Genomic DNA, 26166 nt, shown 5'->3' with positions numbered 1-26166 from the left:
ACGGCGAGGGCAGCGCCGCGATCTGGACCCCCATCGGCGCCGCTTGGCCGAACAGGGACGGCAAGGGCTTCAATCTGAATTGCGACGCGGTGCCGCTCACCGGCCGCATCGTCCTGCGGCTCATAGAGCCGAGGCCGGAGACGGGAGCCCCCCGCTTGAGACGGTCCTCCTCGGCGGCAGGCTCGTCCTGCCGCCGGCAACCGGCTGGCCTCAGCCGGTTGTGGGAATCGCTAGGAACTGCCAAGGTTGGGCTCTCCCGCACAACCCTTGCAGATTCTTCTGCACAGTTCCTACACGGGCGAAATGAGCCTGTTTTTATCCAAGAAAGTCAGATGGATAAACAGGTGGGGTCATTTCGCCGGGATGAGCGGAGAAGGGGTGGCCGGATGGCGGAAGACCTGACTACCCTCCCTCCAGTCTGGGGGAGCTTTCCGCATGAAGACCTTCGCCGTGGCCGCGGGCCTGAGCCTGCTGCTCGCCACCTCCGCCCTCGCCCAGCCGGGCTACGACCTGGTGATCCGCGGCGGCGAGATCTACGACGGCTCGGGCGGCCAGCCCTTCAAGGGCGATGTCGCAGTCCGCGGCGACCGCATCGTGTATGTGGGACCGAAGGCTCCGGGCACGGCGAAGGCGGAGGTGAACGCCACGGGCAAGGCCGTCTCTCCGGGCTTCATCAACATGCTGTCCTGGTCGACCGAGAGCCTGCTCTACGACGGCCGCGGCCAGTCGGAGCTTCGCCAGGGCGTCACCCTGCAGGTGATGGGCGAAGGGACCTCCATGGGCCCCTGGAGCGACGCCCAGAAGGCCTACACGGTGCGCAACCAGTCCGACATCAAGTACGACGTCGCCTGGACCACGCTCGACCAGTATCTGCGCCATCTCCAGGCGAAGGGCGTCTCGCAGAACGTCGCCTCCTTCGTGGGGGCGGAGACGGTGCGGGTGAACATCCTCGGCCAGGACGACGTGGACCCGACGCCCGAGCAGCTCGCGAAGATGCGGGCCCTGGTCGTGCAGGCCATGCAGGACGGCGCCCTGGGCGTCGGCACGAGCCTGATCTATGCGCCCGGCTCCTTCGCCGAAACGGACGAGCTGGTCGCCCTGGCCACCGAGGCCGGGCGCTGCGGCGGGATCTACATCAGTCACATGCGCTCGGAAGGCGCGCGCCTGCTGGAAGCGATCGACGAGCTGATCGAGATCTCCCGCCGCTCCGGCGCGCCGGCCGAGATCTACCACCTGAAGGCGTCCGGCCAGGAGAACTGGGGCAAGCTCGACCAAGCCATCGCGAAGGTCGAGGCCGCCCGCGCCCAGGGCCTGCGGATCACGGCCGACATGTACACCTACCCCGCCGGCTCCACCGGTCTCGACGCGGCCATGCCGACCTGGGTTCAGGCCGGCGGCGTGGAGAAGTGGATCGAGCGGCTGAAGGACCCCGCCACCCGGGCCAAGGTCCTGGCCGAGATGCGCGCTCCGCCCAAGGGGTTCGAGAACCTGCAGCGCAACGCCGGCGCCGAGGGCACCCTGCTGGTCGGCTTCAAGAACCCGAAGCTGAAGCCGCTGACCGGCAAGACCCTGGCCGAGGTCGCCAGCCAACGCGGGGTCAGCCCTGAGGACGCCGCCATCGATCTCGTGATCGAGGACGGCTCCCGCGTGCAGGTGGTCTATTTCCTGATGTCCGAGGAGAACGTCGCGCGCCAGACGGCGCTCCCCTGGATGAGCTTCGGTTCGGACGCCGAGGGCCAGGCGCCCGAGGGCCCCTTCCTGCTCTCCCTCCACCCACCCGCGCGCCTACGGCAATTTCGCCCGGCTGCTGGCGAAGTACGTGCGCGAGGAGAAGCGGCTGACCCTGGCCGAGGCTGTTCGAAAGCTCTCCGCCCAGCCGGCGGCGAACCTCGGGATCGCCGAGCGCGGCCGGCTGAAGGACGGCTACTTCGCCGACGTGGTTGTGTTCGACCCGGCGGCGATCCAGGACCACGCGACCTTCGACAAGCCGCAGCAGTTCGCGACCGGTGTCAGCCATGTGGTGGTGAACGGCCAGTTGGCCCTGGCCGACGGCGAACCCACCGCGGCCCGGCCAGGCCGCGTCGTGCGGGGCCGCGGCTGGACCGGCGCGCCAGGCGGCGGCTGCAAGGCGAAAGCGTCGGACTGGACCTGGTAGCCGAAACCGCTTCCCGCGCGTTCTGGCCTCCTGACCCCGGAGGCCTGGATGGCGGAACTGCGCACCCGCGACCTGCAGGAGGTCCTCGACGACCTCGACAAGGCGGCGAACAGCAACGGCGCCCGCGTGTCCGTGGGCGAAATCCTGGACACGGTGGGCAAGCGCTCCTTCGGCCCTCTGTTGCTGGTCGCCGGCCTGGCCGGGATGACGCCCGTCTCGGCGATCCCGACGGTGCCCAGCCTGATCGCGGTGATCACCCTGCTGGTCGCCGTGCAACTGCTCCTGGGCCGCGAAAGCGTCTGGGTGCCGCGGATGATCGAGAAGCTCTCGGTGCGCGCCACGGCGCTCCGCAAGACCGTCCACGCCAGTCAGAGGCCGGTACGCGTCGTCGACCGGCTCACCCGGCCGCGCCTGGCGGTGTTCACGAAGCCCTGGGCCGACAAGCTGGTGGCCGCGATCTGCGTGCTGCTCGCGCTCTGCACGCCGCCGCTGGAGCTGCTGCCCTTCGTGGCCTTCTTTCCCAGCCTGGCGATCTTCACCTTCGGCCTGGCCCTGGTGGTGCGCGACGGCCTGCTGGTGATCCTCGCGCTGGCGATCAGCGCAAGCCTGATCGGCCTGATCGTCTGGCGGCTGCTGGCCTAGAGCCGCTTCTCCAGCACAACGAACTCCAGGTCGTCGCGCATGGGCTCGCCGAACTGGGCGTCGCCATAGGGGAACGGCCGCCGCTCGCCGGTCAGGACGTAGCCGCGCCGCTGGTACCAGGCGATCAGGGTGTCGCGGACCTGGACGACGCTGAGCTGCATCCGCGTCTTCCCGGCCCTCGCCGCTTCCGCCTCCGCCGCCTCCAGCAGCCGCCGGCCGAGACCGCGGGCCTGGAGGTCCGGCCGGACGGTCAGCATGGCGACGTAAGCGCCCTTCCCGTCCCCCAGGGGCTCCAGCCAGAAGCAGGCGATCATCTCGCCGGCTTCGCGCAGCACGTGGATGCGCGCGCCCGGCGTCTCGGCCAGGTCGCGCGCCAGCTTGGCCGGGTCGGTGCGCTGGCCGCCGAGGTAGTCCGCCTCGGTGGTCCAGCCGGCGCGCGAACTCTCGCCGCGGTAGGCGGAGTTCACGAGGGCCGCGACGGCCGGCAGGTCCGCCGGCCCCGCGATCTCGAAGCCGCCGCTCAGCGGTCCTTCTCGCGCTCGCCAATGGCGGCCTGGGCCGCCGCCAGGCGGGCGATCGGCACGCGGTAGGCCGAGCAGCTCACGTAGTCGAGGCCCACGTCCTCGCAGAACTGGATCGAGGCGGGATCGCCCCCGTGCTCGCCGCAGATGCCGAGCTTCACGTCCGGCCGCACGGCCCGTCCCCGCTCGGCGGCGATGCGGATCAGGTCGCCGACGCCCTCCTGGTCGAGGCTCACGAAGGGGTCCTTCTCGAAGATGCCCTTCTCGATGTAGGCGTTCAGGAACCGGCCCGAGGTCATCCCGGCTGATGCCGAAGGTCGTCTGGGTCAGGTCGTTGGTGCCGAACGAGAAGAACTCGGCGTTCTCGGCCAGGTCGCCGGCGCGGATCGCGGCGCGCGGCAGCTCGACCATGGTGCCGACCATGTACTCGATCTGGCAGCCCTGCTCTTCGATGACCTTTTTCGCTGTCTTGTCCGTGAGAAGGCGGAGGAACTTCATCTCCTCGCCCTTGGCGACGAGCGGGTGCATGATCTCCGGGATCGGGGCCGGCTTGCCGGCCTTCGAAACCTCGCAGGCGGCCTCGATGATGGCCCGCACCTGCATCTCGTAGATCTCGGGATAGGCCACGCCGAGGCGGCAGCCGCGGTGGCCCAGCATGGGGTTCACCTCGTGCAGCTCCTTGGCCCGCCGCAGCAGCTTCTTCGGGTCGAGGCCGGTGGCGGCCGCGACCGAGGCCACGTCCTCCTCGGTATGCGGCAGGAACTCGTGCAGCGGCGGGTCGAGCAGCCGGATGGTGACCGGCAGACCCTCCATGATCCCGAACAGCTCCACGAAGTCCCGGCGCTGCATCGGCAGGATCTTCTCCAGCGCCGTGCGGCGGCCGGCCTCGTCGTCGGCCAGGATCATCTCGCGCACAGCGGCGATCCGGTCGGGATCGAAGAACATGTGCTCGGTGCGGCAGAGCCCGATCCCCTCCGCGCCGAACTGGCGGGCGGTCTTGGCGTCGAGCGCGGTCTCGGCGTTGGCGCGCACCTTCAGGCGGCGCACGCTGTCGGCCCAGCCCATCAGGGTGGCGAAGTCGCCGGAGAGCTCCGGCTCGATCATCTTCACCTGGCCGGCCAGCACCTCGCCGGTGGAGCCGTCGATGGTGATGACGTCGTAGGCCTTGAAGGTCTTGCCCCGGCAGTGGAACTCGCCGACCTTCTGGTCGATGCGGATCTCGCCGGCGCCGGAGACGCAGGGGCGGCCCATGCCGCGGGCCACCACGGCGGCGTGGCTGGTCATGCCGCCGCGGGCGGTGACGATGCCGCGGGCCGCGTCCATGCCGCGGATGTCCTCGGGGCTGGTCTCCTCGCGCATCAGGATCACCGCCTCGCCGGAGCCGCCGAGCTTCTCGGCCTCCTCCGCGGTGAACACGACCTTGCCGGTGGCGGCGCCGGGCGAGGCCGGCAGGCCATTGGCGATCACGTCGCGCGGGCTGCCCGGGTCGATGGTCGGGTGCAGGAGCTGGTCGAGGCTGCCGGGCTCCACCCGCATCACCGCCTCTTCCTTGGTGATCAGGCCCTCGGAGGCGAGGTCCACGGCGACCTTCAGGGCTGCCTTGGCCGTCCTTTTGCCGTTGCGCGTCTGCAGCATGTACAGACGGCCCTTCTCCACCGTGAACTCGATGTCCTGCATGTCGCGGTAGTGTTTCTCGAGCTTCTCCACGACGGACTTGAACTGGGTGAAGACCTCCGGAAGGGCCTCCTCCATGGAGGGGTTCTTCTCGCCCATCTCCTCGCGGGCGATCTTGGTCAGCGCCTGCGGGGTGCGGATGCCCGCGACCACGTCCTCGCCCTGGGCATTGATGAGGAACTCGCCGTAGAGCCGGTTCTCGCCGGTCGAGGGGTTGCGGGTGAAGGCCACGCCGGTGGCCGAGGTCTCGCCCATGTTGCCGAACACCATGGACTGGACGTTCACCGCCGTGCCCCAGCTCTCGGGGATGTCGTGCATGCGGCGATAGAACTTCGCCCGGTCGTTCATCCAGCTGGCGAACACCGCCCCGATGGCGCCCCAGAGCTGCTCGTGCGGATCCTGCGGGAACGGCCGGCCGAGCTCGCGCTCGACGGCGCGCTTGTAGTCGGCGACGACGGCCTCCCAGTCCTCGGCCGAGAGGCCGGTGTCGACGTGGGTGTCCAGCCGGTCCTTATGCTCGTCGAGGATCTCCTCGAACATGTGGTGGTCGAGGTCCAGAACCACGGCCGAGTACATCTGGATGAAGCGGCGGTAGCTGTCGAAGGCGAAGCGGCGGTCGCCGGCCAGTGCGGCCAGGCCCTCGGCGGTCTCGTCGTTGAGACCGAGGTTGAGGACCGTGTCCATCATCCCGGGCATCGAGGCCCGCGCGCCGGAGCGCACCGAGACCAGCAGCGGATTGGCGGCGTCGCCGAAGGTCTTGCCGGTCAGGCTCTCGACGGTCTTAAGGCCCGCGGCCACCTGGGCCTTGAGGTCGGCCGGATACTGCCGTTCGTTGGCGTAGTAGTGGACGCAGGCTTCCGTGGTGATGGTGAAGCCGGGCGGCACCGGCAGGCCGAGCGAGGACATCTCGGCGAGGTTCGCGCCCTTGCCGCCGAGCAGGTTCTTCATCGAGGCGTCGCCGTCGGCGCCCCCGCCGCCGAAGGCATAGACCCAGCGCGTCTTCACCATCGTGTCGGCCGTCATATGTCGAAACCCTCCGAAAGTCCCGGCCGGGGCCGGGATCAACCCGTAACCTGTGAGAAGTCCGCAACCCGCCCCATGGCGTCGCGAACCTTCACCAGAAGCCGCAACCGGTTGTCCCGTTCCGCAGCGACGTCCGAGTTCACCAAAACCTTCTCGAAGAAAGCGTCCACCGGCTCGCGCAGCTTGGCGAGTTCGCGCATGGCGGCTTCGAAATCCTCGCGCTCCAGCGCCTTGGCGACCTCGATCTCCACGTGGCCGGCCCGCGCGATCAGGCCGAGCTCCTCGTCCGGCGCCCCGGCCATCTCGACGGGCTCGCCGCTCGGCAGCGGGCCCCTTCTTTTCCTCGGCCTTCAGGATGTTCACGGCACGCTTGTAGCCGGCGAGGAGGTTCTTCCCGTCCTCGGAGCCCAGGAAGCCGTCGAGGGCGTTCACGCGGGAGACGATCCGCACGAGATCGTCGTCGCCCAGGGCGAACACCGCCTGGACGAGATCATGCCGCTGCCCCTGCTCGCGCAGGAGAACGGTCAGGCGGTCGGCGAAGAAGGCGATGAGCTCCGGCGAACAGAAGGTGCGCAGCGGCAGCCGGGCGCGGTTCTGCAGGAGGATGCGGATAACGCCCAGGGCCGCGCGGCGGAGCGCGAACGGATCGCGGCTGCCCGTCGGCTTCTCGTCGATGCCGAAGAAGCTGATGAGGGTGTCCAGCTTGTCGGCCAGGGCCACGGTGGCGGCCACGGCCTGGACCGGCACATCGTCGCTCGGGCCCTGCGGGCGGTAGTGGTGGCGGATGGCGTCGGCGATCTCGGGGTCGAGGCGCTCCTTGTCGGCGTAGTATCCGCCCATGAGACCTTGGAGCTCGGGAAACTCGCCCACCATTCCGGTGGTCAGGTCGGCCTTGGCGAGCCTGGCGGCCTCGATCGCCTTCGCCTTGGTCTCTGCGTCGTCGCGGACATAGGGCGCGAGCTCGCCGGCCAGGGCCGCGATCCGCTCGACCCGCTCGTACATGGTGCCGAGCTTGGCGTGGAAGGTGACGCCCTTCAGCTTCTCCAGCCGGTCGGCGAGCTTCGTCCGCTGGTCTTCCGTCCAGAAGAACCTGGCGTCCGACAGGCGCGCCGACAGCACCTTGGCGTTGCCGAGCGCGATGGTCTCGCCGCCGTCCTTGGCCTGGATGTTGGCCACGGTGATGAAGTGCGGGACCAGGAAGCCCGACTTCGGGTCGCGGACCGCGAAGTAGCGCTGGTGCACCCGCATGGACGTGCGGATGACCTCGGGCGGCAGTTCCAGGAACACGGGGTCCATGTCGCCCATCACCGGAACCGGCCATTCGGCGAGGCCGGCGACCTCTTCCAGGAGGCCCTCGTCCTCGACGAGCTCGAAGTTGCGGGCGAACGCGAGCGTGCGCGCCGCATCCATGATCCGTTCCTTGCGCTCCTCGGGATCGAGCACGACCGCGTTGCCGACCAGGCCGTCCTGGTAGGCGTCGAAGTCGCGGGCGCGGATCGGCTGCTTCGAGCCCATGAACCGATGCCCCTCGGTCAGGTCGCCGGCCACGATGCCTTCGATGTTCAGCGGCACGACCTCGCCGTCGAAGACGCAGAGGATGCGCTTCAGCGGCCGCACCCAGCGCAGCCGGCTGGTCCCGGAAACCATCGACTTCGGCCAGGGGAAGTTGCGGACGATCGCCTCGACCATCTCGGTGACGATCTCGGCGGTCTGCCGGCCCTTGCGGTGAAGGTGGGCGAAGTAGACGCCGTCCTTCTCGACGAGCTGGTCCCGGGTCAGGCCGTTCTTGCGCAGGAAGCCTTCCAGCGCCTGCTCGGGGGCGTTGGCGCGCGGGCCCTTCACCTCCTCGTGGCGGTCGGCCTGGGCGGCGGGCAGCCCCTCGGCCACCAGGGTCAGGCGGCGCGGACCGGCGAAGGTCTTCAGCGCCTCGGGGAGCAGCCCTTCGGCGGCGAGCTTCTCCCGCGCCAGGCGCTCCAGGTCGCGCGCGGCGTTGGCCTGCATGCGCGCGGGGATCTCTTCGGAGAACAGTTCAAGAAGAAGTTGGGGCATCAGCGGACTTCGGTTTCAAGCGGCTCGGCGGCGAGGATCGCAGCAGCCTGGGCCCGCTGTTCGGGTGTGGCGTACTGGGTCAAGGCACGTGTCGTGAAGTGGCCGTAGTATTTTCCGTCCTTGCCGTAGGCCCAGTCCGAAATCTGGTTCGGCTGGACGCGCACCTCGGAGCCGTACGCAAGACCGGTCACGCGCACGGGATCGTTGAGCAGCTTGGCCACCACCTCGGCCTCGCTGTGGGTCAGGGGCTGCGCCCAAATGTGTTCCGTGTAGCCGCCGGGCGCCTGGAGAGCGACCTTGACGCTGTAGTTACTCGTCCCAGGAGCCTGCTGATCGAACTTGCTCCAGAAGACGGGCAGGGTCTCGCGGGCCCGCTTCTCGGCCGCGGCAAGAGCGGCATCCTCCGCCGGGGGCTGAACGATCGCTTCGGCCGCGGGCGCAGCGCCGCCCTGCCCGCACGCGGCAAGCAGCGTCATGGCGGCGCCGATGGTGAGCGCACGCATCAGGCGTTCCCGCCCTGGCTCTCGACCCAGGCCTCGGCGCACATCTTGGTGAGGTCGCGGATGCGGCCGATGTAGCTCTGGCGCTCGGCGACGGCGATCGCGCCACGGGCGTCCATGATGTTGAACAGGTGGCTGGCCTTCAGCACGTGGTCGTAGGCCGGCAGGGCCAGGGGCTGACCCTGGCGGCCGCGCGCCGCGAGGATGCGCGGGACCTGCCGCTCCATGTCCTCGAACTGGCGCTTGCAGGTCTCCACGTCGGCCACTTCCAGCTCGAAGGCGGAGAACTGCTGCTCGTTGGCCAGGAAGATGTCGCCGTACTTGAATTCCCCATTGAAATCCAAGTCGTAGACGTTGTCCTGGTCCTGCAGATAGAGGCTGAGCCGTTCCAGGCCGTAGGTCAGTTCGCCGGCCACGGGGAAGACGTCCAGGCCGCCCACTTGCTGGAAGTAGGTGTACTGGGTGATCTCCATCCCGTCGCACCAGACCTCCCAGCCGAGGCCCCAGGCGCCGACGGTGGGGTTCTCCCAGTCGTCCTCGACGAAGCGCAGGTCGTGCAGCATCGGGTCGATCCCGATGGCCTCCAGGCTGCCCAGGTAGAGGTCCTGCAGGTTCTCCGGGTTCGGCTTCAGGATCACCTGATACTGGTGGTGTTGGTGCAGACGGTTCGGGTTCTCGCCGTATCGGCCGTCCGCGGGACGACGCGAGGGCTGGACGTAGGCGACCTTCCACGGCTTCGGGCCGAGGGTGCGCAGGACCGTCATCGGCGAGAGCGTGCCCGCGCCGACCTCGACGTCATAGGGCTGCAGGATCACGCAGCCCTGCTGGCTCCAATAGTCGTGGAGTTTCAGGATCAGGCCCTGAAACGAAAGGGGCTTCTCAGGCATCGGAAAGGGGCTTGTTCGCAGGCGCAAAAAAGTCGGCGGACCATAGGGCCCGCCGACCTTGGCTTCAAGCGCGGTGACAGCTTGGCTGTCAGTTCCCGCGGGCGCTCGTCATCTTGCCGGCGCGCGAGAGCGGACCGCCGTACTTGGCGCGGTTCTCGGCGGTGTCCGGCACCGGGCCGTTGGTGGTCAGGGTGGTGGTGACGGAGGCGCCTGTCGAGGCGTTGATCGCCGTCTCGCTGACGCTGGTCGCCGGCGCCGTCGCGCTGACGGTGGCGTCGGTGCTGACGGTCGCGCCCGTGGTGTCGCCCGGCGTCGCGCCGGTGGTCGTGGTGGTCGTGGTGGTCGTGGATTCGACGGCCGGGGCCGACGGCGGGGCCGTGCCGTCCGCGGGCGTGTTCACCTGGCCGGCGGGGGTGGCGGTCGTGGTGCTGGTCGGGGCCGGGGCTTGGGCGTAGGCCGCGCCGGCGAAGAGCGCCGAGGCGGCAGCCGCGGCGAACAGGGTCCTGAGGGTCATGGTTGCGCTCCTGGGTCTCGGTGCGGAGAAAAGCGCAATCGCAGGTCGATGGTTCCGCTTGCACGCGTCGAGACCGGCGCCGTGCGAACGACGGCGCCGGTCGCCGCTTCGGAAGCGGCTGGAACGACGGCGTGGACTAGTTGCCGCGGGCGGCGGTCATCTTGCCGGCGAGGGACATCGGGCCGCCGAACCTGGCGCGATTTTCCGCCGTATCCGGCACCGGGCCGTTGGTGACCAGGGTGGTCGTCACGCTCGGCGCCGTCGCGGAGACGTCCGCGGTAGCGTCCGGCGCGACCGCCGCGTCGGCGACCGGCGCGGTGTCGTAAGGCTCGGCCGTGGTGGTGGTCACGGTGGTGACCGACGTGCCGTGCGACGGCTGGACGCGTTCGCTGGTGAGCGAGCCGTCGGTCGGCGCGTGCGCGCCGTTCCAGTCGCCGGTGCGCTCGCCCGGCTGGGCGGCGTTGGATTGGGCGTGGGCGGCGCCGCCGAGCAGCGCACAGGCCGCCGCGGCGGTGAGCAGGTGGTTGAGCTTCATGTCTTCACTCCTCGTGTGACGACCGCAGAAAGCCCAACCCCCCGGCGAAGGTTCCTACGGCTTGGTCGGAGTCGTGCTCGATGCAGGGTCCGGCGTCGCGGTGGCGCTGGCGCCGGTGGCGGTCCCCGTCGTCGCGGCCGCCGCCTGGCCAGCGTCGCCCTGGCCGGCGATCAGCACCTTGTCGACCACGTGCAGGATGCCGTTCGACGCACGCACATCGGCTTGCACGATCGTCGCGCCGTCGGCCTTCAGGACGCCGGGCTCGCTGCCGTCCAGCAGGACGCTGTCCTGGGCCACGGAGGGCACGGGCCCCTTGGCGCCGGAGATCTTCGCGGAATCCACCGGCGCATTGATGATGTGGTGGGTGATCAGCTTCTGAAGCGCCGCCTTGTCGCCCATCAGCCGGGCGAGCTCGCCGGCCGGCAGCGACTGGAAGGCGGCGTCCGTCGGCGCGAAGACCGTCAGGTTCTTGTTGTTCTTCATCAGCGCCGTGAGGTTCGTGGCGTCCGCCGCCTTCAGGAAGGTGGTGAACTGTCCCGACGCGCGGGCGGTCTCGATGATGTCGCCGGACGGCGCCACCTGCGCGCCGGACGCCACCGGAGTCGACGGCGCCGCACCCTGGGCGGCGGCGACCGGAGCCGCGCCTTGCTGCACGGCCTTGGCCGCGCCCTGCGCCTGGGTGGCGGCCGGCTGATCGGTCGTCGCCTTGCCGGTCGCGGCCTTGGCCTCGGCTTCCGTCTTGGCGGTGGCCGGCGTCTGCGCCTGGGCTCCGGTAGCGAAGGCGGCCGCAAGCGCGGCGGCTGCGGTGGCGGTCAGCAGGCGATGCATGGTCTCTGGCTCCTGTGGAATTCCGGTCAGCCCCAAGGGAACGCACCCGCGGGGCTCGGGTCGTCGATTGCGATACGCACGGACGGGCCAGGGGTTGCGGGCATCACGCTCACGTGAACCTTCTTGATCGGACGGCGCCTCAATGACTGTCCCGAGGGCGTTTTCGCCCATTTCCTGAGCAACTTCGGTCCGCATCGCCCAGCTTTTGCGCTGCGACTGCCTTCTTGCGCGGCGACGGCCCGCCGGCGGCGCTTGGTCCGCCCACGCATGTCTAGCGTCTGCCGACCGCCGCGCTTGGGGATGGGGAACGTCCGCGGCGGTCCTATGAGCAATGCAAGGACGGGTCGGCCCAGCCCAAGGGTCGCGCGGGAGCGAGCGGATGAAACTCATCATGGCGATCGTCAAACCCTTCAAGCTGGACGACGTGCGCGAAGCGCTGGTCGCCGCCGGCGTCGAGGGCCTGACGGTCTCGGAAGTCAAAGGCTACGGCCGGCAGAAGGGGCAGACCGAGATCTACCGGGGCGCGGAGTACCAAGTGAACTTCCTGCCGAAGGTGAAGCTCGAGGCGGTCGTCGACGACGCCGCCGCGCCCAAGGCCGTGGAGGCCATCAAGGCCGCCGCCGCCACCGGCAAGATCGGTGACGGCAAGATCTTCGTGCTCGACGTGGCCGAGGCCGTCCGGATCCGGACCGGCGAAACCGGCTCCGCGGCGATCTGAGCGCAAGGGACACAAGGGGATCCATGACAATGAAGTTCGTTCCGACCAAGGCGCTCGCGGGGCTCGCCCTCGCCGCCGCGATGATCGGAGGCCCGCTCTCGGCGCCGGCCTTCGCCCAGGAGGCCGCCGCGCCCGCGCCCGCGGAGGCTGCGGCTCCGGCCCCCGCTGAAGCGGCCCCTGCGCCCGCGCCGGCGGAAGCCGCCGCGCCGGCCGCCGAAGAGGCCCCTGCCCCGGCCCCCGTGCCGGACAAGGGCGACACCGCCTGGATGATGGTTTCGGCGGTGCTCGTGCTGCTGATGATCGTCCCCGGCCTGGCCCTGTTCTACGGCGGCCTGGTGCGCCAGAAGAACATGCTGTCGATGCTGATGCAGACCTCGACGGTCGCGGTCATCGGCATGATGGCCTGGGTGCTCTACGGCTACAGCCTGGCCTTCACCGACGGCGGCGCGCTCGACACCTTCGTCGGCGGCGGCGGACGGCTGTTCCTCAAGGACGTGACCCCAGCCTCCAACGCGGCCACGTTCTCCACGGGCATCTATATCCCGGAGCTGGCTTTCATCGGCTTCCAGATGACCTTCGCCGCCATCACCGCCTGCCTGGTGCTCGGCGGCGTGGCTGAACGGATGAAGTTCGCCGCCTGTGTGGTGTTCGCCGTCCTGTGGCCGCTGCTCTCCTACTACCCGATGGCCCACATGGTCTGGTGGTGGCCGGGTCCGGACGCCATCGCCGGCGATCCGACCGCGCCGGTGAAGTCCGGCCTGCTCTGGGGCTGGGGCGCGCTCGATTTCGCGGGCGGCACCGTGGTGCACATCAACGCCGGCGTCGCCGCCCTGGTGGGCGCCCTGATCCTGGGACCGCGCAAGGGCTACCGCTCCGAGCCGATGCAGCCGCACTCGCTGACGCTCACCCTGGTCGGCGCGGGCCTGCTATGGGTCGGCTGGTTCGGCTTCAACGCCGGCTCCAACCTGGAAGCCAACGGCTACGCCGCGCTCGCCCTGGTCAACACCTTCATCGCCACCGCCGCGGCGGGCTTCTCCTGGGCCGTCACCGAGTGGGTGACGCGCAAGAAGGCCTCGATGCTCGGCATGGCGTCGGGCCTGATCGCCGGCCTCGTGGCCGTCACCCCGGCCGCCGGCTTCGCCGGTCCGGTGGGCGCCCTGGTGCTCGGCCTGATCGTCTCGCCGATCTGCGTGTTCTTCTGCTCGGTCGTGAAGAACGCCCTGAAGTACGACGACAGCCTGGACGCCTTCGGCATCCACGCCATCGGCGGCATAGTCGGCGCGCTGGGCACCGGCATCCTGGTCTCGGCCAGCCTCGGCGGCGCCGGGATCGTGGACTACACGACCTGCGCGGCGGACGGCGACATCTCCACCTGCGACGCCCTGGCCACCTACACCATGGGCGCCCAGTTCATCACCCAGCTGAAGGCCGTTCTGGTGGCCGTCGCCTGGTCCGGCGTCGCCAGCGCCATCGTCTTCACGATCATCAAGTACACGATCGGCCTCAAGGTCTCCGCGGACACTGAGGAAGAAGGCCTCGACATCGTCGAGCACGGCGAGCGCGCCTACCACAGCTGAGGGGGGAGCCTCGGCTGACGGGAACGGGGGTCCTTCGGGGCCCCCGTTTTCGTTTCGGAGTATGCCAGTCAGTCCCAGGGGCCGCCGAGGCGGACCCGCTTCACCCACCAGTGCGGGGCGATGGCCTCGATCCGCTCCGCCAGGCCCTCGGCCTCGATGTCGGAGCCGCAGAGCGCGAAGCAGGTGCCGCCCGAACCCGAGACCCGGGCCAGCAGGGCTTCGGGCTCGCCGGCCAGGGTCTCCAGCACGGCGCCCACCTCCGGCGCGACCGCGATGGCCGCCGGCTCCAGGTCGTTGCGCTGCATTGAAAGCCAGGCCGCGAGCTCGGCAGGACTCTCGAAACTGTCCGGCGCCGGCGGCGGGGCGACGTCGCCGAACCGGCCCAGGGCGTCGAACGTCCGATAGACCTCCGGCGTCGAGACCGGCACGCCCGGATTGACCAGCACGGCGTCGACCGGGGCGAACCCCGGCGCGGCCGACAGTCGCTCTCCCCGCCCCTCGGCCACCACCGGGCGCCCCCCAGAGGCAGGCCGCGCCGTCCGCGCCCAGGCTCGCCGCCAGGGCCTCCAGCCGTGCGTCGTCCACCGCGAGCGCCGGGTCGTCCCGCAGCAGCCTGAGCGCCGCGCCCGCATCGCTCGATCCCCCGCCGAGCCCGGCCGCCACCGGCAGGCGTTTCTCGAGGGTCAGCGCGAAGGGCGACACCGGCCGCCTCGCCGCGCCGAGCAGGGCCGCGGCGGCCCGGGTCACCAGGTTGTCCGGAGCTCCCTCCAGCGCGCCGGCGAACGGGCCGGTGACCTTGAGGTCGAGCGCGTCGGCGGCCTGCACGCTCAGCCGGTCGCCGAAGTCGGCGAAGGCCATCAGGCTGGAGAGCGGGTGATAGCCGTCGTCGCCCGGCGCGCCGACGTGCAGGTAGAGGTTGACCTTGGCCGGCGCCAGCGCGGTCCGCGCCACGACCTACTGCCCGGCGATCTGGCGCTTGGGCCCGAGGCCGGAGGCGAGCTTGGCCTCCACGTCTGCCTTGATCCTGGCGTCCGGATCGAGGGTCAGCACCCGCCGCCACTGAAAGACCGCCTCGTCCTTGCGCCCCACCATCCAGTAGGCGTCGCCGAGGTGGTTGTTGATCTCGGGATCGCCCGCTTCCAGTTCGACGGCCTGCTCAAGCCTCTCGACGGCCTTCTTGAAGTCGCCCATCCGGTAGTGGGCCCACCCCAGGCTGTCGATCATCGCGCCGGAGCGCGGGTTGGCGGCGACGGCCTTCTCGACCATGGCCATCGCCTCCGGCAGGCGCTCACCGCGGTCGATCCAGGTGTAGCCCAGGTAGTTGAGCAGCTCGGGCTCGTCGGGCCGGAGCTTGAGCGCCGCCTGCAGGTCGGTCTCGGCCTCGGGCCAGCGGCCCAGGCGCTCGAAGGCCACGCCGCGCGAGTAGTACAGCCGCCAGTCGGGCGTCTTGGAGCCCTGGATCAAGCCGCCGAGCACTTCCACGGCTTCGCCATAGTGCTCGTTGGCGCGCAGCAGATCGGCCAGAGTCATGCGGGCGTCCACGTCGCCCGAGGCGGCGGCCGCCCGGGCGAGGCGAAGCGCGCTCTCCGGGTCCTTGTCCGACTGATAGGTCCAGGCGAGCTTCGCCTGGGCCCCCGCATATTCCGGCGAGCCGGGCTTCGGCTTGGCATAGGCCGCGCGGGCGGCGACGCTGTCGCCGGTCGTCTGCATGATGTCGCCGACCATCACCCAGGCCTGGTCGCGGTCGGGATCGAGGCGCAGCGCCAGCCGAAGATAGACGAGGGAAAGCTGGGTCTGCTTGGCCTGCAGCATGGTGGCGGCGGGCGCCAGCATAGCCTGGGCCGCGCCCTGGCGGAGCGTCAGCGCCGGCGGGGCGGCCTTGCCGGCCGCGGCGCGCGCCCGCGCGGCCGCCACAGGCAGGCTCATCGGCTCCTGGGCCAGCAGGGTGTCGTAGAGGACGATGGCGTCCGGGCGCCGGTTCCGGCGCTCCAGGAATCCGCCATAGGCCAGGATCGCCATCTCGCTGCTGGCGGTGGAAGCGGCGGCCTTGAAGTCGGTTTCCGCCTCGTCGTAGCGACGGGCGCGCTCGAAGAGGCTCGCCCGGCCGAGCTGGCCGAAGTAGTCGACGATCCGGTCGCCCCGAACCTGCGGGCGGACCAGCGAGCCTTCCGTGTCGCCGGCCATCGCCGCCGCCCAGGGGGCCAGAAGGGCCGCCACGCCGCGGTGCGGGAAGCTGATGTCGTCGCCGGTGAGCAGCTCCCGGGCCGGCTTGCCCTTGCCGTCAGCCAGGTGCTCCACCGCCTCAGTCAGGCGCGCGAGCCGGTTGGTCGCCTCCGAGACCTGCGGTCCGGTCGGCGCGATCTGCACCGCCTTCTCGATGTCCCCGGCCAGGACCGCGGCGGTGAACGCCCGCTCGCCCACCACGACGTCGGTGTCGGCATGGGCGTTGGCCTGGGCGAAGAACCGGGCGGCGTCGTCGCTGCGGCCGTCGTTCAGCGCGGCCTGGCCGGCCAGGAACATGCCGTAGGGCGACAGGCTGTAGGTTTCGGGCGCACGGCGGCCGGCGGGATCGCTGGCGCAGGCGCTGAGCAGGACGAGCGGGGCGGCGGCGGCAAGCAGGAAGCGGCGCATGCCCGGAACTTCGGCGCTAATCGCGTCCGCCGCAAGGCGCAGGACCGCGCAGCTCGAAGAAAGAGAGGCCGCCTGGGCGGCCTCCCGGGGATCACATGTTCGGATAGTTCGGCCCGTCGCCGCCCTGGGGCGTGGTCCAGTCGATGTTCTGGGACGGGTCCTTGATGTCGCACGTCTTGCAGTGGACGCAGTTCTGGAAGTTGATCTGGAACTTCGGATTGTCGCCCTTCTCGTCGTAGAGCACCTCATAGACGCCCGCCGGGCAGTAGAGGCGCGCGGGCTCGCCGTGCTTCGGCAGGTTCACCGCGATCGGCACGCTCGGATCGCGCAGCTTGAGGTGCGCCGGCTGGTTCTCGTCGTGGTTCGTCGACGACAGGAAGACGCTGGAGAGTTTGTCGAACGACAGCACGCCGTCCGGCTTCGGATAGACGATCGGCTGGTAGTCCTTCGCCAGGCCCGTCGATTCGGCGTCGCTCTTCTTGTGCTTCAGGGTGCCGAAGAACGAGAAGCCGCCGAGCAGGTGCGTGGTCCACAGGTCGAACATGCCCACCGCGCCGCCGACCAGCGGGCCGAAGATCCCCAGGATCGGCTTGAAGTTGCGGACCGTGTGCAGCTCCTTGCGGACCCAGGACGTCCGGAAGGCTTCCTCGTACTCGACGAGTTCATCGCCCGCACGGCCGCCCTTGATGGCGGCGTGGGCGGCTTCCGCGGCCAGCATGCCGCTCTTCATGGCGTTATGGCTGCCCTTGATCCTCGGCAGGTTCACCAGGCCCGCGGAATCGCCCAGCAGCACGCCGCCCGGGAAGTAGAGCTTCGGCACCGATTGCAGGCCGCCCTCGCTGAGCGCCCGGGCGCCGTAGGCGATCCGCTTGCCCCCGGCCAGGTGCTTGGCCACCTCGGGGTGGTGCTTCCAGCGCTGGAACTCGTCGAACGGCGAGAGCCAGGGGTTCTTGTAGTTGAGGTGCACCACGTAGCCGACGGCGATGTAGTTGTCGCCGAAGTGGTACATGAAGCTGCCGCCCTCGGTCTTCGGGTCGAGCGGCCATCCCAGGGTGTGGATGACCAGGCCCGGCTGGAACACCTCGTCTGGGACCTGCCACAGCTCCTTGATGCCGATGCCGAACTTCTCGGGATTGGCGTCCTTCCCGAGGCCGTACTTCTTGCGCAGCACCTTGGCCAGCGACCCGCGCACGCCTTCGCCGATGAAGACGTACTTGCCGCGCAGCTCCATCCCGGGCTCGTAGTTGGGGCCGGGCCTGCCGTCCTTGTCGCGACCGAACTCGCCGACCACCACGCCGACCATCGCATCGCCGTCGAACACCGGCTCGGAGGCGGCCATGCCCGGATAGATCTCGACGCCCAGGCCCTCGGCCTGTCCCGCGAGCCAGCGGCAGACGTTGCCGAGGCTGGCGATGTAGTTGCCGTGGTTGTCCATGAAGGACGGCATGGCCCAGATCGGGAGATCCAGGTTCCCCCTGCGGTCCGAGGATCGAGAAGACGTCCTTGGTCACCGGAGTCTCGAGCGGCGCGCCCAGCTCCTTCCAGTTCGGAAGCAGTTCGTTGAGGGCCTTCGGATCGATCACCGCGCCGGAAAGGATGTGCGCGCCGACCTCGGCGCCCTTTTCGATGACCGCGACGGTGAGCTCAGGGTCGAGCTGCTTCAGCCGGATCGCAGCGGCCAGGCCCGAAGGACCGGCGCCGACGATGACAACGTCGTACTCCATGGCCTCGCGTTCAACGCCAGCATTGGCGACGCCTTCGCTCATGATCCCGCTCCCCTCGCGCGCGGCCGCAAATTCCCGCACGGCATTGATACGTCGGGGGTCTTATCGGGACGTGACCGCGCGCCGGTCAAGCGGCAAGCGGCCGCGAAGTGATCGCTCGGTCACCGATCTGCCGGCGCTGTAGCGCGCGGGCCGCAGCTCAGAAGGTGAAGATCCAGTCGCCGGTGAGCGAGGCCGAATCGACGCCGACCAGGACCACCTGACCGCCGCCGCTGAGCGAAATGACGGTGTCCGCGCCCTGCTGGCTGACCTGCCAGGTCGTGCCGGGGTCTAGCTGGATGCGGTCGCCCTCGGCGCGGCTGAAGTCCATGATCCGGTCGAGCCCGGCGTCGCCGAAGCTGTGGAAGACGTCCGCGCCCGAACCGCCGGTCACGGTGTCGTCGCCGCGATCGCCGGAGAGCCAGTCGTCCCCGGCCCCGCCGATGACGATGTCGTTCCCCTGCCCGCCGCGCACCAGGTCGGCCCCCGCGCCGCCGTCGCAGTAGTCGTCGCCGAGGTTGCCATAGACGATGTCGTCGCCCTCGTCGCCGAACAGCCGGTCCTGATCCTTGCCGCCGACCACCCAGTCGTCGCCCAGGCCGCCCGAGAGCGTGTCATTGCCCTGGTTGCCGTGCACGTCGTCGAAGTCGTCGCCGCCGGAGATCCGGTCGTTCCCCTCTCCGCCACGCAGGTAGTCGAGACCCGCCGCGCCGGCGATGCTGTCGTCGCCCGCGCCGCCGATCAGGGTGTCCGCGGCCGCCGTGCCGTTGAGCTGCTGGCCGCCGCCCACCGATCCGCCGCCCTGCCAGGCGTCGTAGAGGCGGTAGAACTCCTCGCCCAGCCGCCGGTAGCCCTCGGCGGCGTAGTGGACGCTGTCATTCTGCATCGGGAAGGCGGAGGGGTCGAACGACCACGCATTCGGATCCTCGGCGTCGACCGTGGCCTGCCCCTGCCGCACGTCGCCCAGGAACGGCGCGTAGCCGGCGATCTGGAAGAAGGCGACCTTGCCGCTGGGGTCGCCCAGCCACTCGGCGCGGGCCGCCGCCAGGAAGGCCTGCAGGTTCTGGCCATAGGCCTGGGCGTCGCCAGACGAATTGGCGTCCTCCTCGCCCTGGCCCCAGAAGAGCGCCTCGGGCTTCGCGCCGCCCAGGGATTGGCTGGCGTCGCGGATCATCGCCGTCACGCGGTCGAACAGCTCCGCGTCGCTCGTCGGCGACCAGTCGTAGGCCCATTGCGCCGAATCCACCGCCAGGCCAGTGCCGCCCTCGGCGTGCTTGACGATGTACAGCGTCTCGCCCGGGTTCGCCTGCCGGAACGCCAGGGCGAAAGCCATCTCGGGGCCCCAGCCTGAGGGATAGCCCGCATAGCCGGAGTTCACGCCGGGATTGTAGGTCGCCCACGCCTTCTGGCTGGCGTCCCAGATCTTGATGTTCGAATCGGGCGTCCAGGCCTGCGGCAGGGTGGATGCGCTCTGGCCGTAGCCGCCGGTGTTCGACTGCCCAGCGAAGACGACGAAGGCCATAGAAAATCGCTCCCCCGGCTCGGCGCCGGCGCTTGTCCCGGTCGCGAGAAGCCAAAGCGCGGCCTTTGGTTCCCAGGGCGGCGCTTTCGGGGCTTCATGGGGTTGACGCCGCGGCCGAGGCCCCTCACGTCGGGGGGCCCCCGAACCCGGAGATCCGATGCCGCACGACGACAGCCTTATCCTCATGCTCGTGGGCGGCTTCGTGCTGGCCTTCGTCCTCGGAATGCTGGCCCTGCGGTTCAAGCTTTCGCCCCTTGTGGGCTATCTCCTGGCGGGCGTGATCGTCGGCCCCTTCACCCCGGGCTGGGTGGCCGACGCCGGCCTCGCAAGTCAGCTCGCCGAAATCGGCGTCATCCTGCTGATGTTCGGGGTCGGCCTGCACTTCTCGCTGCCGGATCTGATGAAGGTCCGAAAGATCGCGCTGCCCGGCGCGCTGGTTCAGATCACCGTCGCCACTGCGCTCGGCTGGGGCGTCGGCCGCCTAATGGGCCTGGGCGACGCGGAGGCCGCCCTCATGGGCTTCGCGCTCTCCGTCGCCTCCACCGTGGTGCTGCTGCGCGCCCTCGAGGAGCGGAAGGCGGTCAAGACCGAGACGGGGGCCATCGCGGTGGGTTGGCTGATCGTCGAGGACCTGGTGATGGTCATCGGCCTCGTTCTCGTGCCCCTGCTGGCCGCCGCGGGCGCCACGCCCGACGTCGGCCAGATCGCGCTCAAGATCGGCGGCACCCTGCTCAGCGTCGCGATCTTCATCGTGTTCATGCTCATCGCCGGCGCACGGATCCTGCCCTGGATCCTTGTGCGCATCGCCCACACCCGTTCGCGGGAACTGTTCACCCTGGGCGTCCTGGCCATCGCGCTGGGCATCGCCTACCTGGCCTATGCGGTGTTCGGGGCTTCCTTCGCGCTCGGGGCCTTCATCGCTGGGGTGGTGCTGAACGGCACCCCGCTCGGCCACAACGCCGCCGAGCGCTCCCTGCCGCTGCGCGACGCCTTCGCGGTGCTGTTCTTCGTCTCGGTGGGGATGCTGTTCGACCCGAAGGTGCTGATCGAACAGCCGGGGCCGGTGGCCGCCATCCTGGCCATCATCATCCTCGGCAAGACGGCGGCCGCCCTGGCGATTACGACCGTCTTCAAGCTCGAGCGCAAATCCAGCCTGGTGATCGCCGCCAGCCTCGCCCAGATCGGCGAGTTCTCGTTCATCCTGGCCGGCGTCGGCCTGAAGCTGGACGTCCTCAGCCGTGGCACCCACGACCTGATCCTCGCTGCCGCCCTGCTGTCGATCGTGCTGAACCCCTTCGTCTTCAAGCTCGCCGACCGGTTTGCCGGCAAGGCGGAGAGAGCGAAGCCGGCAGAGGCCTAGCCAAACGCCGGACGGCGCCGCAGAACTGGACCCATGCCCCCCGCGGCCGATCCCGCTTCCCGCCTCTACGCCGAGAGCCTGCTCGCCTTCTGGGCCGAGGCGGGCGTCGACGCCATGCTGCTCGACGAGGCCGTCGACCGGATCGAGGCCGGCAAGTTCGTGCCGCCGCCCGCCCCGACGCGGCCGGCGCCCACGGCCACCGTTTCCCCGATCCGCCCGATCGCCGGCGCCGGCCAGCCCGACGTCTCGGGCGCCGTCGCCCAGGCCCAGGCGCTCGCCGCCCAGGCCGAGACCCTGGACCAGCTCGCCGCGCTGATCGCCGACTTCGAGGGCTGTCCGCTCAGCAGCGAGGGCGCCGCCACGCAGGCGGTCTTCGCCCGCGGCGCGCCGGACGCCCCAGTCATGGTCATCGGTGAAGGCCCCGGCGCCGACGAGGACCGCCAGGGCGCACCGTTCGTCGGCCGGGCGGGCCAGCTCCTCGACCGGATGCTCGGCGCCGCCGGCCTGACCGGCCGTGTGTTCATCACCAACACGGTCTTCTGGCGGCCGCCCGGCAATCGGACGCCCACGCCGGCCGAGCAGACGATCTGCGCTCCCTTCGTCGAGCGGGCCGTCCAGCTCGTGAAGCCGCGGATGCTGCTGCTGGTCGGCGGGGCGTCGGCCAAGTCCATGCTGAAGCGCGACGAAGGCATCCTTTCACTGCGCGGCCGCTGGATCGAATGGCGCTCGGCCGACGGGTCGCTGGAGCTGCCGGCCATGCCGACCCTGCACCCGGCCTTCCTGCTGCGCCAGCCGGCCGCCAAGAAGCGCGCCTGGGCCGATCTCCTGACGCTGACTGAGCGCCTGGACCGTCCCGAACGGCCCGAATAGCCCGCTAAACAGCCAAGCTTCGCCCGATCCGCCTGCGACGAACGGGCGCGTGACGCTCACGCCTCCGTGACCGGGCCCCTGGGTTGATCCGCCTCAAGGCGCCCCGTAACACTACGAATCTGTTCGAGAATTAAGGGGTCCGCGTAACCTCCCGTTAGAGGGGTATGCGGCAGTAAGGACGGCATGACGCTCGTAAAGCGCCTATGCATCGGGGTTTCGGCCCTCGCATGCGCCGCCTCCATCGCCGGGCTCGCCTCGGCGGCCAGCTTCGCGCCGCTGTCGAACGATGACGCGCGGGCCTATTCGCTCGCCTTCGAGGCGGCCGACCGCGGCGACTTCATCGACGCCCAGATGAAGACCCTGGAGATCAAGGACCCGTCGCTCCTGGGCTACGTGTCCTTCCGCCAGCTCATGCACCCCTCGGCGCACAAGGCGAACTACGACGAGCTGACCGGCTGGCTGAACCGCTTCCGCGACCTGCCGCTGGCCGAACGGATCTTCTCGCTCGCCGCCAAGCGCAAACCCGCCGACGCCGCCGAGCCGCCGCGCCCCGAGCTTTCCGCCGAGGACATGGCCCGCCTGCCGCAGGCCGACCGCGGGTTCATGGCGCGCTACGCCTTCTACACCGGCGACGTGAAGCGGGCCGCCGAGCTGGCCCCCGCCGCCGGCGAGCGCTGGGTGGCCGGCCTCGCCGCCTGGCGGCTGAAGTCCTATTCCGACGCCTTCGCCTGGTTCGCCGACCTGGCCCAGGATCCCGTCGAAGACGCCTGGACCCGCTCGGCCGGCGCCTTCTGGGCGTCGCGGTCGGCCGCCATGCTCGGCGACGCCGCCGAGGCCGCCCGCTTCCTGCAGCTCGCCGCCCAGGGTGGCGACACCTTCTACGGCCTGATCGCCAGCCGGCAGCTTCAGCTCCAGCAACCGCTCGCCCAGAACGGCGGCGCGCAGGTCATCCGCGCCGCCTGGCGGCCGGCCGTCCGTCCGCAGGCCGAGGTGAAGATCCGCGACTTCGGCGCCGCGCCCGGGCCAGATCCCGAGCTGACCAAGCTCGCCGCCGAGCGTCCACGCGCCCACCGCGCCGCCGCCCTCGTCCAGATCGGCCGCTGGGACGAGGCCCGCCAGGAGCTGCGCGCCGGCCTCGGCTTCGCCGCCAACGACAAGGAGCGCGACGGCTGGCTGAAGCTGATCGACGCGCTCGACGCTGCGGCCCCACGGAAGGTGAAGACCCAGACGCGGCCGCGCGCCTACTGGGAATACCCGACGCCGACGCTGGAGCCGAAGGCCGGCTTCACGGTCGACAAGGCGCTGGTCTATGCGATCACCTACCAGGAGAGCCGCTTCAATCCGCAGGCCGTCAGCCACGCAGGCGCCATCGGCCTGATGCAACTCCTCCCCGAGAGCGCGGCGCGTGCGTCGGGCGACGACAAGCTCATGAAGCAGCCGAAGCGGCTGTTCGACCCCGCCACCAACCTCAAGGCCGGCCAGGACTACCTGACCTGGCTGATGGACCGCGGCGTCGGCTACGACATCCTGCGCATGGTCGCGGCCTACAACGGCGGCCCGGGCGCGGTGAACAAGGCGCTGGAGCGCGTCGGGCGCGACGATGACCCGCTGCTGCTCATCGAATGCCTCCCGGCCGAGGAGACCCGCGACTACGTCGAGAAGGTGATGACCGCCTACTGGAGCTACAAGAAGCTCTGGGGCCAGGAGACCCGCACCCTCGACGCGCTCGCCGGCGGCGCCCGCATCATCGACGCGCGTATGGACCTACCGCAGGCGCTTCCCGCCGCCGACGCCCCCGCCGCCGAGCTTTCGGCGCAGAGCCTGAATATCGGGCTCGACTAGGTCCGCCGCCGCGGACTTCTGGATCAGCACGCCGTAGGGCCGGCCTCCGAACAGGCCGCCCGCCCTCTCGCCTTCCAGGACGGCCGTGCGGCCGCCGGCCGCCAGGTGGTCGTTCAGCCGCTCGACCCAGCCATTGGCGAACCGGATCTCCGGCGGCAGCACCAGCAGCAGGTCGGCCTTCGCCCGGCCGATCGCCTCGCGCAGGCTGCCGGCCTGTTCCGCGCCGGTGTCCTCGCACAGGGCGTCCAACGGCTCGCTCCCTGCCGACCCGACAACCAGCACCTCCTTCACGAGACCCTCGACCGCAGCCGGGGTCAGGGCGGCCAGCAGGCCCGGGAGGCGGTCCTCCCGTCGGGCCACGTCGATGATCACGGACAGCATGGGCGCCAGTGGCGTCGGCGTCGTACTCGCCGTCAATCTGGTTCTTGTTTTGTTCCACGTGAAACATTAGGCTCCGCGGGTGACTTCCCTGCCCCAACAGATGCGCGGCCGTGGCGCACGCTCGAACGCCTCCGGCCGGTACGAAAGCCAGGCCCGGGAGGCGTTCGACGATGGCTGGACGCCCGACGAGCCGGATCCCAAGGGCTTCACGACCGAGGTGCAGCCGGAGAAGGCGCGGGTGATCATCAGCCGCAACGACAGCCCCGACGTCGGGTTCTCGGCGTCGATCAATCCCTACCGGGGCTGCGAGCACGGCTGCATCTACTGCTACGCCCGGCCGGCGCACGCCTACATGGGCCTCTCCCCCGGCCTCGACTTCGAGCAGAAGCTGTTCTTCAAGCCCGAGGCCGCCCGGCTGCTGGAAGCGGAGCTCTCCAAGCCGAAATATGTCCCCGAGACGGTGCACATCGGCGGCAACACCGACCCCTACCAGCCGCAGGAGCGGAAGCTGCAGGTCACCCGCAGCGTCATCGAGGTGCTGAGCCGGTACAGCCACCCCTTCTCGGTGATCACCAAATCGGCGCTGGTCCTGCGCGATCTCGACCTCATTGCGCCCATGGGCCGCCGGAACCTGGCGCGCGTGGCGATCTCGGTGACCAGTCTGGACCGCAGGCTCGCGCGGTCCATGGAACCCCGCGCCGCGACGCCCGAGCGCCGCATCGAGGCGATCCGCCAGCTGACCGAGGCCGGCGTTCCGGTGACGGTGATGTTCGCGCCGGTGATACCCGGTCTCAACGACCACGAGCTGGAGGCGGTGCTGGAGCGCGCCGCGGGGGCGGGCGCGACCGGCGCGGGCTATGTGGCGCTGCGCCTGCCGCTGGAGATCAAGGACCTCTTCCAGGAATGGCTGCAGACCGACCATCCGGACCGGGCGGGCCGGGTCATGTCCCTGGTCCGCCAGATGCGCGGCGGCAAGGATTACGACAGCCAGTGGGGAAGCCGGATGCGCGGTCAGGGGCCCCTCGCCGACCTGATGCGCGCCCGCATGGACGCCGCATACAAACGCTACGGCCTGGTCCGCGATCGCACCCCGCTCGACGTCAGCCAGTTCCGGGTCCCGCCCAAGGCGGGGGATCAGCTCGGGTTGTTCGGCTAAGCCGCCTTCTGCAGCGCGTCCCGCGCCTCGGCGACGATCTCGAACGAACGCACGCGGGCGGCGTGGTCGTAGATCTGGGCGGTGATCATCACCTCGTCCGGCCCGTAGCGGCGGATGAAGTCGTCGAGGCCGGCCCGCACGGTCTGCGGCCCGCCGACCACGGCCTTGGCCAGCGCGCCCATGCTGTTCGGGTCGAGGCCGAACTCGGCGAAGCGGGGCGCGATGTCGTCGATCGGCGGCGGCAGCGGAGACGGCCGGCCGTAGCGCAGGTTGAGGAACGCCTGCTGCAGGGAGGTGAAGAGCCGCTTCGCCTCGGCGTCCGTCTCGGCGGCGACCACATTCAGCGCCAGCATGAGGTGGGGCTTGTCCAGGAACTCCGAGGGTTCGAATCGCTCGCGGTAGATGCGGCTGGCGACCTCGAGGTCCTGCGGCGCGAAGTGAGAGGCGAAGGCGTATGGCAGGCCCAGGGCCGCGGCGAGCTGGGCGCCGTAGGTGCTGGACCCCAGGATCCAGACGGGCACGTCGAGCCCAGCGCCCGGCACGGCGCGGACGAGCTGGTTCGGCTGGGCTTCGCGGAAGTAGGCGATCAGCTCGACCACGTCCTGCGGAAAGCGGTCGACGTCGCCGGCGAGGGTCCGGCGCAGGGCCCGGGCGGTGACCTGGTCGGTGCCGGGCGCCCGGCCGACTCCGAGGTCGATCCGGCCCGGGTAGAGCGAGGCCAGGGTCCCGAACTGCTCGGCGATCACCAGGGGCGCATGGTTGGGCAGCATGATGCCGCCGGCCCCCACGCGGATCGTCGAGGTGCCGCCGGCCACGTGGCCGATGACCACGGCGGTCGCCGCGCTGGCGACGCCCGGCATGTTGTGGTGCTCGGCCAGCCAGAAGCGCTGGAAGCCCAGCCGCTCGGCCTGACGGGCGAGATCGAGGGTGTTTCGGAACGACTGGGCGGCGTCGGAGCCTTCCAGGATCGGCGACAGGTCGAGGACGGAGAGCGGAACCATGCCCCGCAATATGGGGC

The 26166-nt window shown here is 70.2% G+C and carries 19 protein-coding genes and 4 pseudogenes; 8 read left to right on the top strand and 15 right to left on the bottom strand.

The window, feature by feature from the left end; translation table 11 throughout:
* Nucleotides 1-402: 402 nt before the first annotated feature.
* On the bottom strand, nt 403-1773 hold the full coding sequence (locus LRS04_RS18295) for a hypothetical protein (RefSeq protein ID WP_257817557.1): 1371 nt from the start codon (nt 1771-1773) through the stop codon (nt 403-405).
* Nucleotides 1774-1804: 31 nt separating this feature from the next.
* Here LRS04_RS18295 and LRS04_RS18290 point away from each other — a divergent pair, with 31 nt between their 5' ends.
* On the top strand, nt 1805-2155 hold the full coding sequence (locus LRS04_RS18290) for an amidohydrolase family protein (RefSeq protein ID WP_308238388.1): 351 nt from the start codon (nt 1805-1807) through the stop codon (nt 2153-2155).
* A 48-nt stretch (nt 2156-2203) separates the two neighbouring features.
* Complete coding sequence (locus LRS04_RS18285) at nt 2204-2797, top strand: exopolysaccharide biosynthesis protein (protein ID WP_257817556.1); 594 nt, start codon at nt 2204-2206, stop codon at nt 2795-2797.
* On the opposite strand, the gene LRS04_RS18280 is transcribed toward LRS04_RS18285, so the two are convergent.
* The 8 genes and pseudogenes from LRS04_RS18280 to LRS04_RS18245 all read right to left on the bottom strand — a co-directional run bounded on the left by LRS04_RS18280 (nt 2794) and on the right by LRS04_RS18245 (nt 11328).
* On the bottom strand, nt 2794-3264 hold the full coding sequence (locus LRS04_RS18280; RefSeq protein WP_308238176.1) for a GNAT family N-acetyltransferase: 471 nt from the start codon (nt 3262-3264) through the stop codon (nt 2794-2796). The two genes, LRS04_RS18285 and LRS04_RS18280, sit on opposite strands and share 4 nt — an antisense overlap.
* A gap of 53 nt (nt 3265-3317) precedes the next feature.
* Nucleotides 3318-6015 (bottom strand): annotated as a pseudogene (gene ppdK / locus LRS04_RS18275) (pyruvate, phosphate dikinase).
* A gap of 38 nt (nt 6016-6053) precedes the next feature.
* Nucleotides 6054-8064: pseudogene (gene glyS / locus LRS04_RS18270) on the bottom strand (glycine--tRNA ligase subunit beta).
* Nucleotides 8064-8567: a DUF2314 domain-containing protein gene (locus LRS04_RS18265; protein WP_257817555.1), complete on the bottom strand. Its 504-nt coding sequence runs from the start codon at nt 8565-8567 to the stop codon at nt 8064-8066. The pseudogene glyS and the gene LRS04_RS18265 overlap by 1 nt, the downstream one beginning before the upstream one ends.
* Entirely contained in the window at nt 8567-9451 is an 885-nt protein-coding gene (locus tag LRS04_RS18260; protein ID WP_257817554.1) for a glycine--tRNA ligase subunit alpha, read from the bottom strand. Before LRS04_RS18260 ends, LRS04_RS18265 begins: the two co-directional genes overlap by 1 nt.
* Nucleotides 9452-9539: 88 nt before the next feature.
* Nucleotides 9540-9965, bottom strand: a complete 426-nt coding sequence (locus tag LRS04_RS18255) for a hypothetical protein (RefSeq protein WP_257817553.1) — start codon at nt 9963-9965, stop codon at nt 9540-9542.
* 136 nt (nt 9966-10101) lie between these two features.
* Nucleotides 10102-10500: a hypothetical protein gene (locus LRS04_RS18250; protein ID WP_257817552.1), complete on the bottom strand. Its 399-nt coding sequence runs from the start codon at nt 10498-10500 to the stop codon at nt 10102-10104.
* A gap of 54 nt (nt 10501-10554) precedes the next feature.
* Nucleotides 10555-11328, bottom strand: coding sequence for a fasciclin domain-containing protein (locus tag LRS04_RS18245; RefSeq protein WP_257817551.1), 774 nt, complete (start codon nt 11326-11328; stop codon nt 10555-10557).
* A 379-nt stretch (nt 11329-11707) separates the two neighbouring features.
* Between LRS04_RS18245 and LRS04_RS18240 the strand changes: the two genes are divergently transcribed.
* Both LRS04_RS18240 and LRS04_RS18235 read left to right on the top strand, forming a co-directional pair.
* A complete protein-coding gene (locus LRS04_RS18240; protein WP_257817550.1) occupies nt 11708-12046 on the top strand; it encodes a P-II family nitrogen regulator in 339 nt (112 codons plus the stop codon).
* A gap of 29 nt (nt 12047-12075) precedes the next feature.
* On the top strand, nt 12076-13623 hold the full coding sequence (locus tag LRS04_RS18235; protein ID WP_374576602.1) for an ammonium transporter: 1548 nt from the start codon (nt 12076-12078) through the stop codon (nt 13621-13623).
* 68 nt (nt 13624-13691) lie between these two features.
* Here the strand turns inward: LRS04_RS18235 and LRS04_RS18230 are convergent.
* The 4 genes and pseudogenes from LRS04_RS18230 to LRS04_RS18215 form a co-directional block, all read right to left on the bottom strand.
* Nucleotides 13692-14574 (bottom strand): annotated as a pseudogene (locus LRS04_RS18230) (4-(cytidine 5'-diphospho)-2-C-methyl-D-erythritol kinase).
* Between the two features lie 3 nt (nt 14575-14577).
* The gene (locus tag LRS04_RS18225) at nt 14578-16254 is read right to left on the bottom strand and encodes a tetratricopeptide repeat protein (protein WP_257817548.1); all 1677 of its coding nucleotides are present in this window, start codon (nt 16252-16254) and stop codon (nt 14578-14580) included.
* A 91-nt stretch (nt 16255-16345) separates the two neighbouring features.
* A pseudogene (locus LRS04_RS18220) lies at nt 16346-18020 on the bottom strand (electron transfer flavoprotein-ubiquinone oxidoreductase).
* A 157-nt stretch (nt 18021-18177) separates the two neighbouring features.
* Nucleotides 18178-19539 carry a sialate O-acetylesterase gene (locus LRS04_RS18215; protein ID WP_257817547.1) on the bottom strand — a complete coding sequence of 454 codons (1362 nt, stop codon included), beginning with the start codon at nt 19537-19539 and terminating at the stop codon, nt 18178-18180.
* Nucleotides 19540-19696: 157 nt separating this feature from the next.
* Here LRS04_RS18215 and LRS04_RS18210 point away from each other — a divergent pair, with 157 nt between their 5' ends.
* From LRS04_RS18210 to LRS04_RS18200, 3 genes are all read left to right on the top strand, one after another.
* Entirely contained in the window at nt 19697-20899 is a 1203-nt protein-coding gene (locus LRS04_RS18210) for a cation:proton antiporter (RefSeq protein WP_257817546.1), read from the top strand.
* Nucleotides 20900-20932: 33 nt separating this feature from the next.
* Nucleotides 20933-21769 (top strand): uracil-DNA glycosylase, encoded by an 837-nt coding sequence (locus tag LRS04_RS18205; RefSeq protein ID WP_257817545.1) that lies wholly within the window; start codon nt 20933-20935, stop codon nt 21767-21769.
* 183 nt (nt 21770-21952) lie between these two features.
* Nucleotides 21953-23611, top strand: a complete 1659-nt coding sequence (locus LRS04_RS18200; RefSeq protein ID WP_257817544.1) for a lytic transglycosylase domain-containing protein — start codon at nt 21953-21955, stop codon at nt 23609-23611.
* Here the strand turns inward: LRS04_RS18200 and LRS04_RS18195 are convergent.
* Nucleotides 23534-23992, bottom strand: coding sequence for a hypothetical protein (locus LRS04_RS18195; protein WP_257817543.1), 459 nt, complete (start codon nt 23990-23992; stop codon nt 23534-23536). The genes LRS04_RS18200 and LRS04_RS18195 overlap by 78 nt on opposite strands.
* Before the next feature lie 100 nt (nt 23993-24092).
* Between LRS04_RS18195 and LRS04_RS18190 the strand changes: the two genes are divergently transcribed.
* Nucleotides 24093-25148, top strand: a complete 1056-nt coding sequence (locus LRS04_RS18190; protein WP_257819178.1) for a PA0069 family radical SAM protein — start codon at nt 24093-24095, stop codon at nt 25146-25148.
* Here the strand turns inward: LRS04_RS18190 and LRS04_RS18185 are convergent.
* A complete protein-coding gene (locus tag LRS04_RS18185; protein WP_257817542.1) occupies nt 25145-26149 on the bottom strand; it encodes an LLM class flavin-dependent oxidoreductase in 1005 nt (334 codons plus the stop codon). The two genes, LRS04_RS18190 and LRS04_RS18185, sit on opposite strands and share 4 nt — an antisense overlap.
* Nucleotides 26150-26166 lie beyond the last annotated feature (17 nt).

This window comes from Phenylobacterium sp. J367 (assembly GCF_024699985.1).
Classification (GTDB): Bacteria; Pseudomonadota; Alphaproteobacteria; order Caulobacterales; family Caulobacteraceae; genus Phenylobacterium.
This window is presented reverse-complemented; position numbering and strand designations above follow the sequence as displayed.

Excerpts from the sequence above, each read along its gene's own strand:
- LRS04_RS18210 (WP_257817546.1), top strand. The coding sequence starts at position 19,697 with ATGCCGCACGACGACAGCCTTATCCTCATGCTCGTGGGCGGCTTCGTG.
- LRS04_RS18255 (WP_257817553.1), bottom strand. The coding sequence starts at position 9,965 with ATGACCCTCAGGACCCTGTTCGCCGCGGCTGCCGCCTCGGCGCTCTTC.
- LRS04_RS18285 (WP_257817556.1), top strand. The coding sequence starts at position 2,204 with ATGGCGGAACTGCGCACCCGCGACCTGCAGGAGGTCCTCGACGACCTC.
- LRS04_RS18235 (WP_374576602.1), top strand. The coding sequence starts at position 12,076 with ATGAAGTTCGTTCCGACCAAGGCGCTCGCGGGGCTCGCCCTCGCCGCC.
- LRS04_RS18185 (WP_257817542.1), bottom strand. The coding sequence starts at position 26,149 with ATGGTTCCGCTCTCCGTCCTCGACCTGTCGCCGATCCTGGAAGGCTCC.
- LRS04_RS18190 (WP_257819178.1), top strand. The coding sequence starts at position 24,093 with ATGCGCGGCCGTGGCGCACGCTCGAACGCCTCCGGCCGGTACGAAAGC.
- LRS04_RS18200 (WP_257817544.1), top strand. The coding sequence starts at position 21,953 with ATGACGCTCGTAAAGCGCCTATGCATCGGGGTTTCGGCCCTCGCATGC.
- LRS04_RS18225 (WP_257817548.1), bottom strand. The coding sequence starts at position 16,254 with ATGCGCCGCTTCCTGCTTGCCGCCGCCGCCCCGCTCGTCCTGCTCAGC.
- LRS04_RS18195 (WP_257817543.1), bottom strand. The coding sequence starts at position 23,992 with ATGCTGTCCGTGATCATCGACGTGGCCCGACGGGAGGACCGCCTCCCG.
- LRS04_RS18215 (WP_257817547.1), bottom strand. The coding sequence starts at position 19,539 with ATGGCCTTCGTCGTCTTCGCTGGGCAGTCGAACACCGGCGGCTACGGC.
- LRS04_RS18245 (WP_257817551.1), bottom strand. The coding sequence starts at position 11,328 with ATGCATCGCCTGCTGACCGCCACCGCAGCCGCCGCGCTTGCGGCCGCC.
- LRS04_RS18205 (WP_257817545.1), top strand. The coding sequence starts at position 20,933 with ATGCCCCCCGCGGCCGATCCCGCTTCCCGCCTCTACGCCGAGAGCCTG.
- LRS04_RS18250 (WP_257817552.1), bottom strand. The coding sequence starts at position 10,500 with ATGAAGCTCAACCACCTGCTCACCGCCGCGGCGGCCTGTGCGCTGCTC.
- LRS04_RS18265 (WP_257817555.1), bottom strand. The coding sequence starts at position 8,567 with ATGCGTGCGCTCACCATCGGCGCCGCCATGACGCTGCTTGCCGCGTGC.
- LRS04_RS18240 (WP_257817550.1), top strand. The coding sequence starts at position 11,708 with ATGAAACTCATCATGGCGATCGTCAAACCCTTCAAGCTGGACGACGTG.
- LRS04_RS18260 (WP_257817554.1), bottom strand. The coding sequence starts at position 9,451 with ATGCCTGAGAAGCCCCTTTCGTTTCAGGGCCTGATCCTGAAACTCCAC.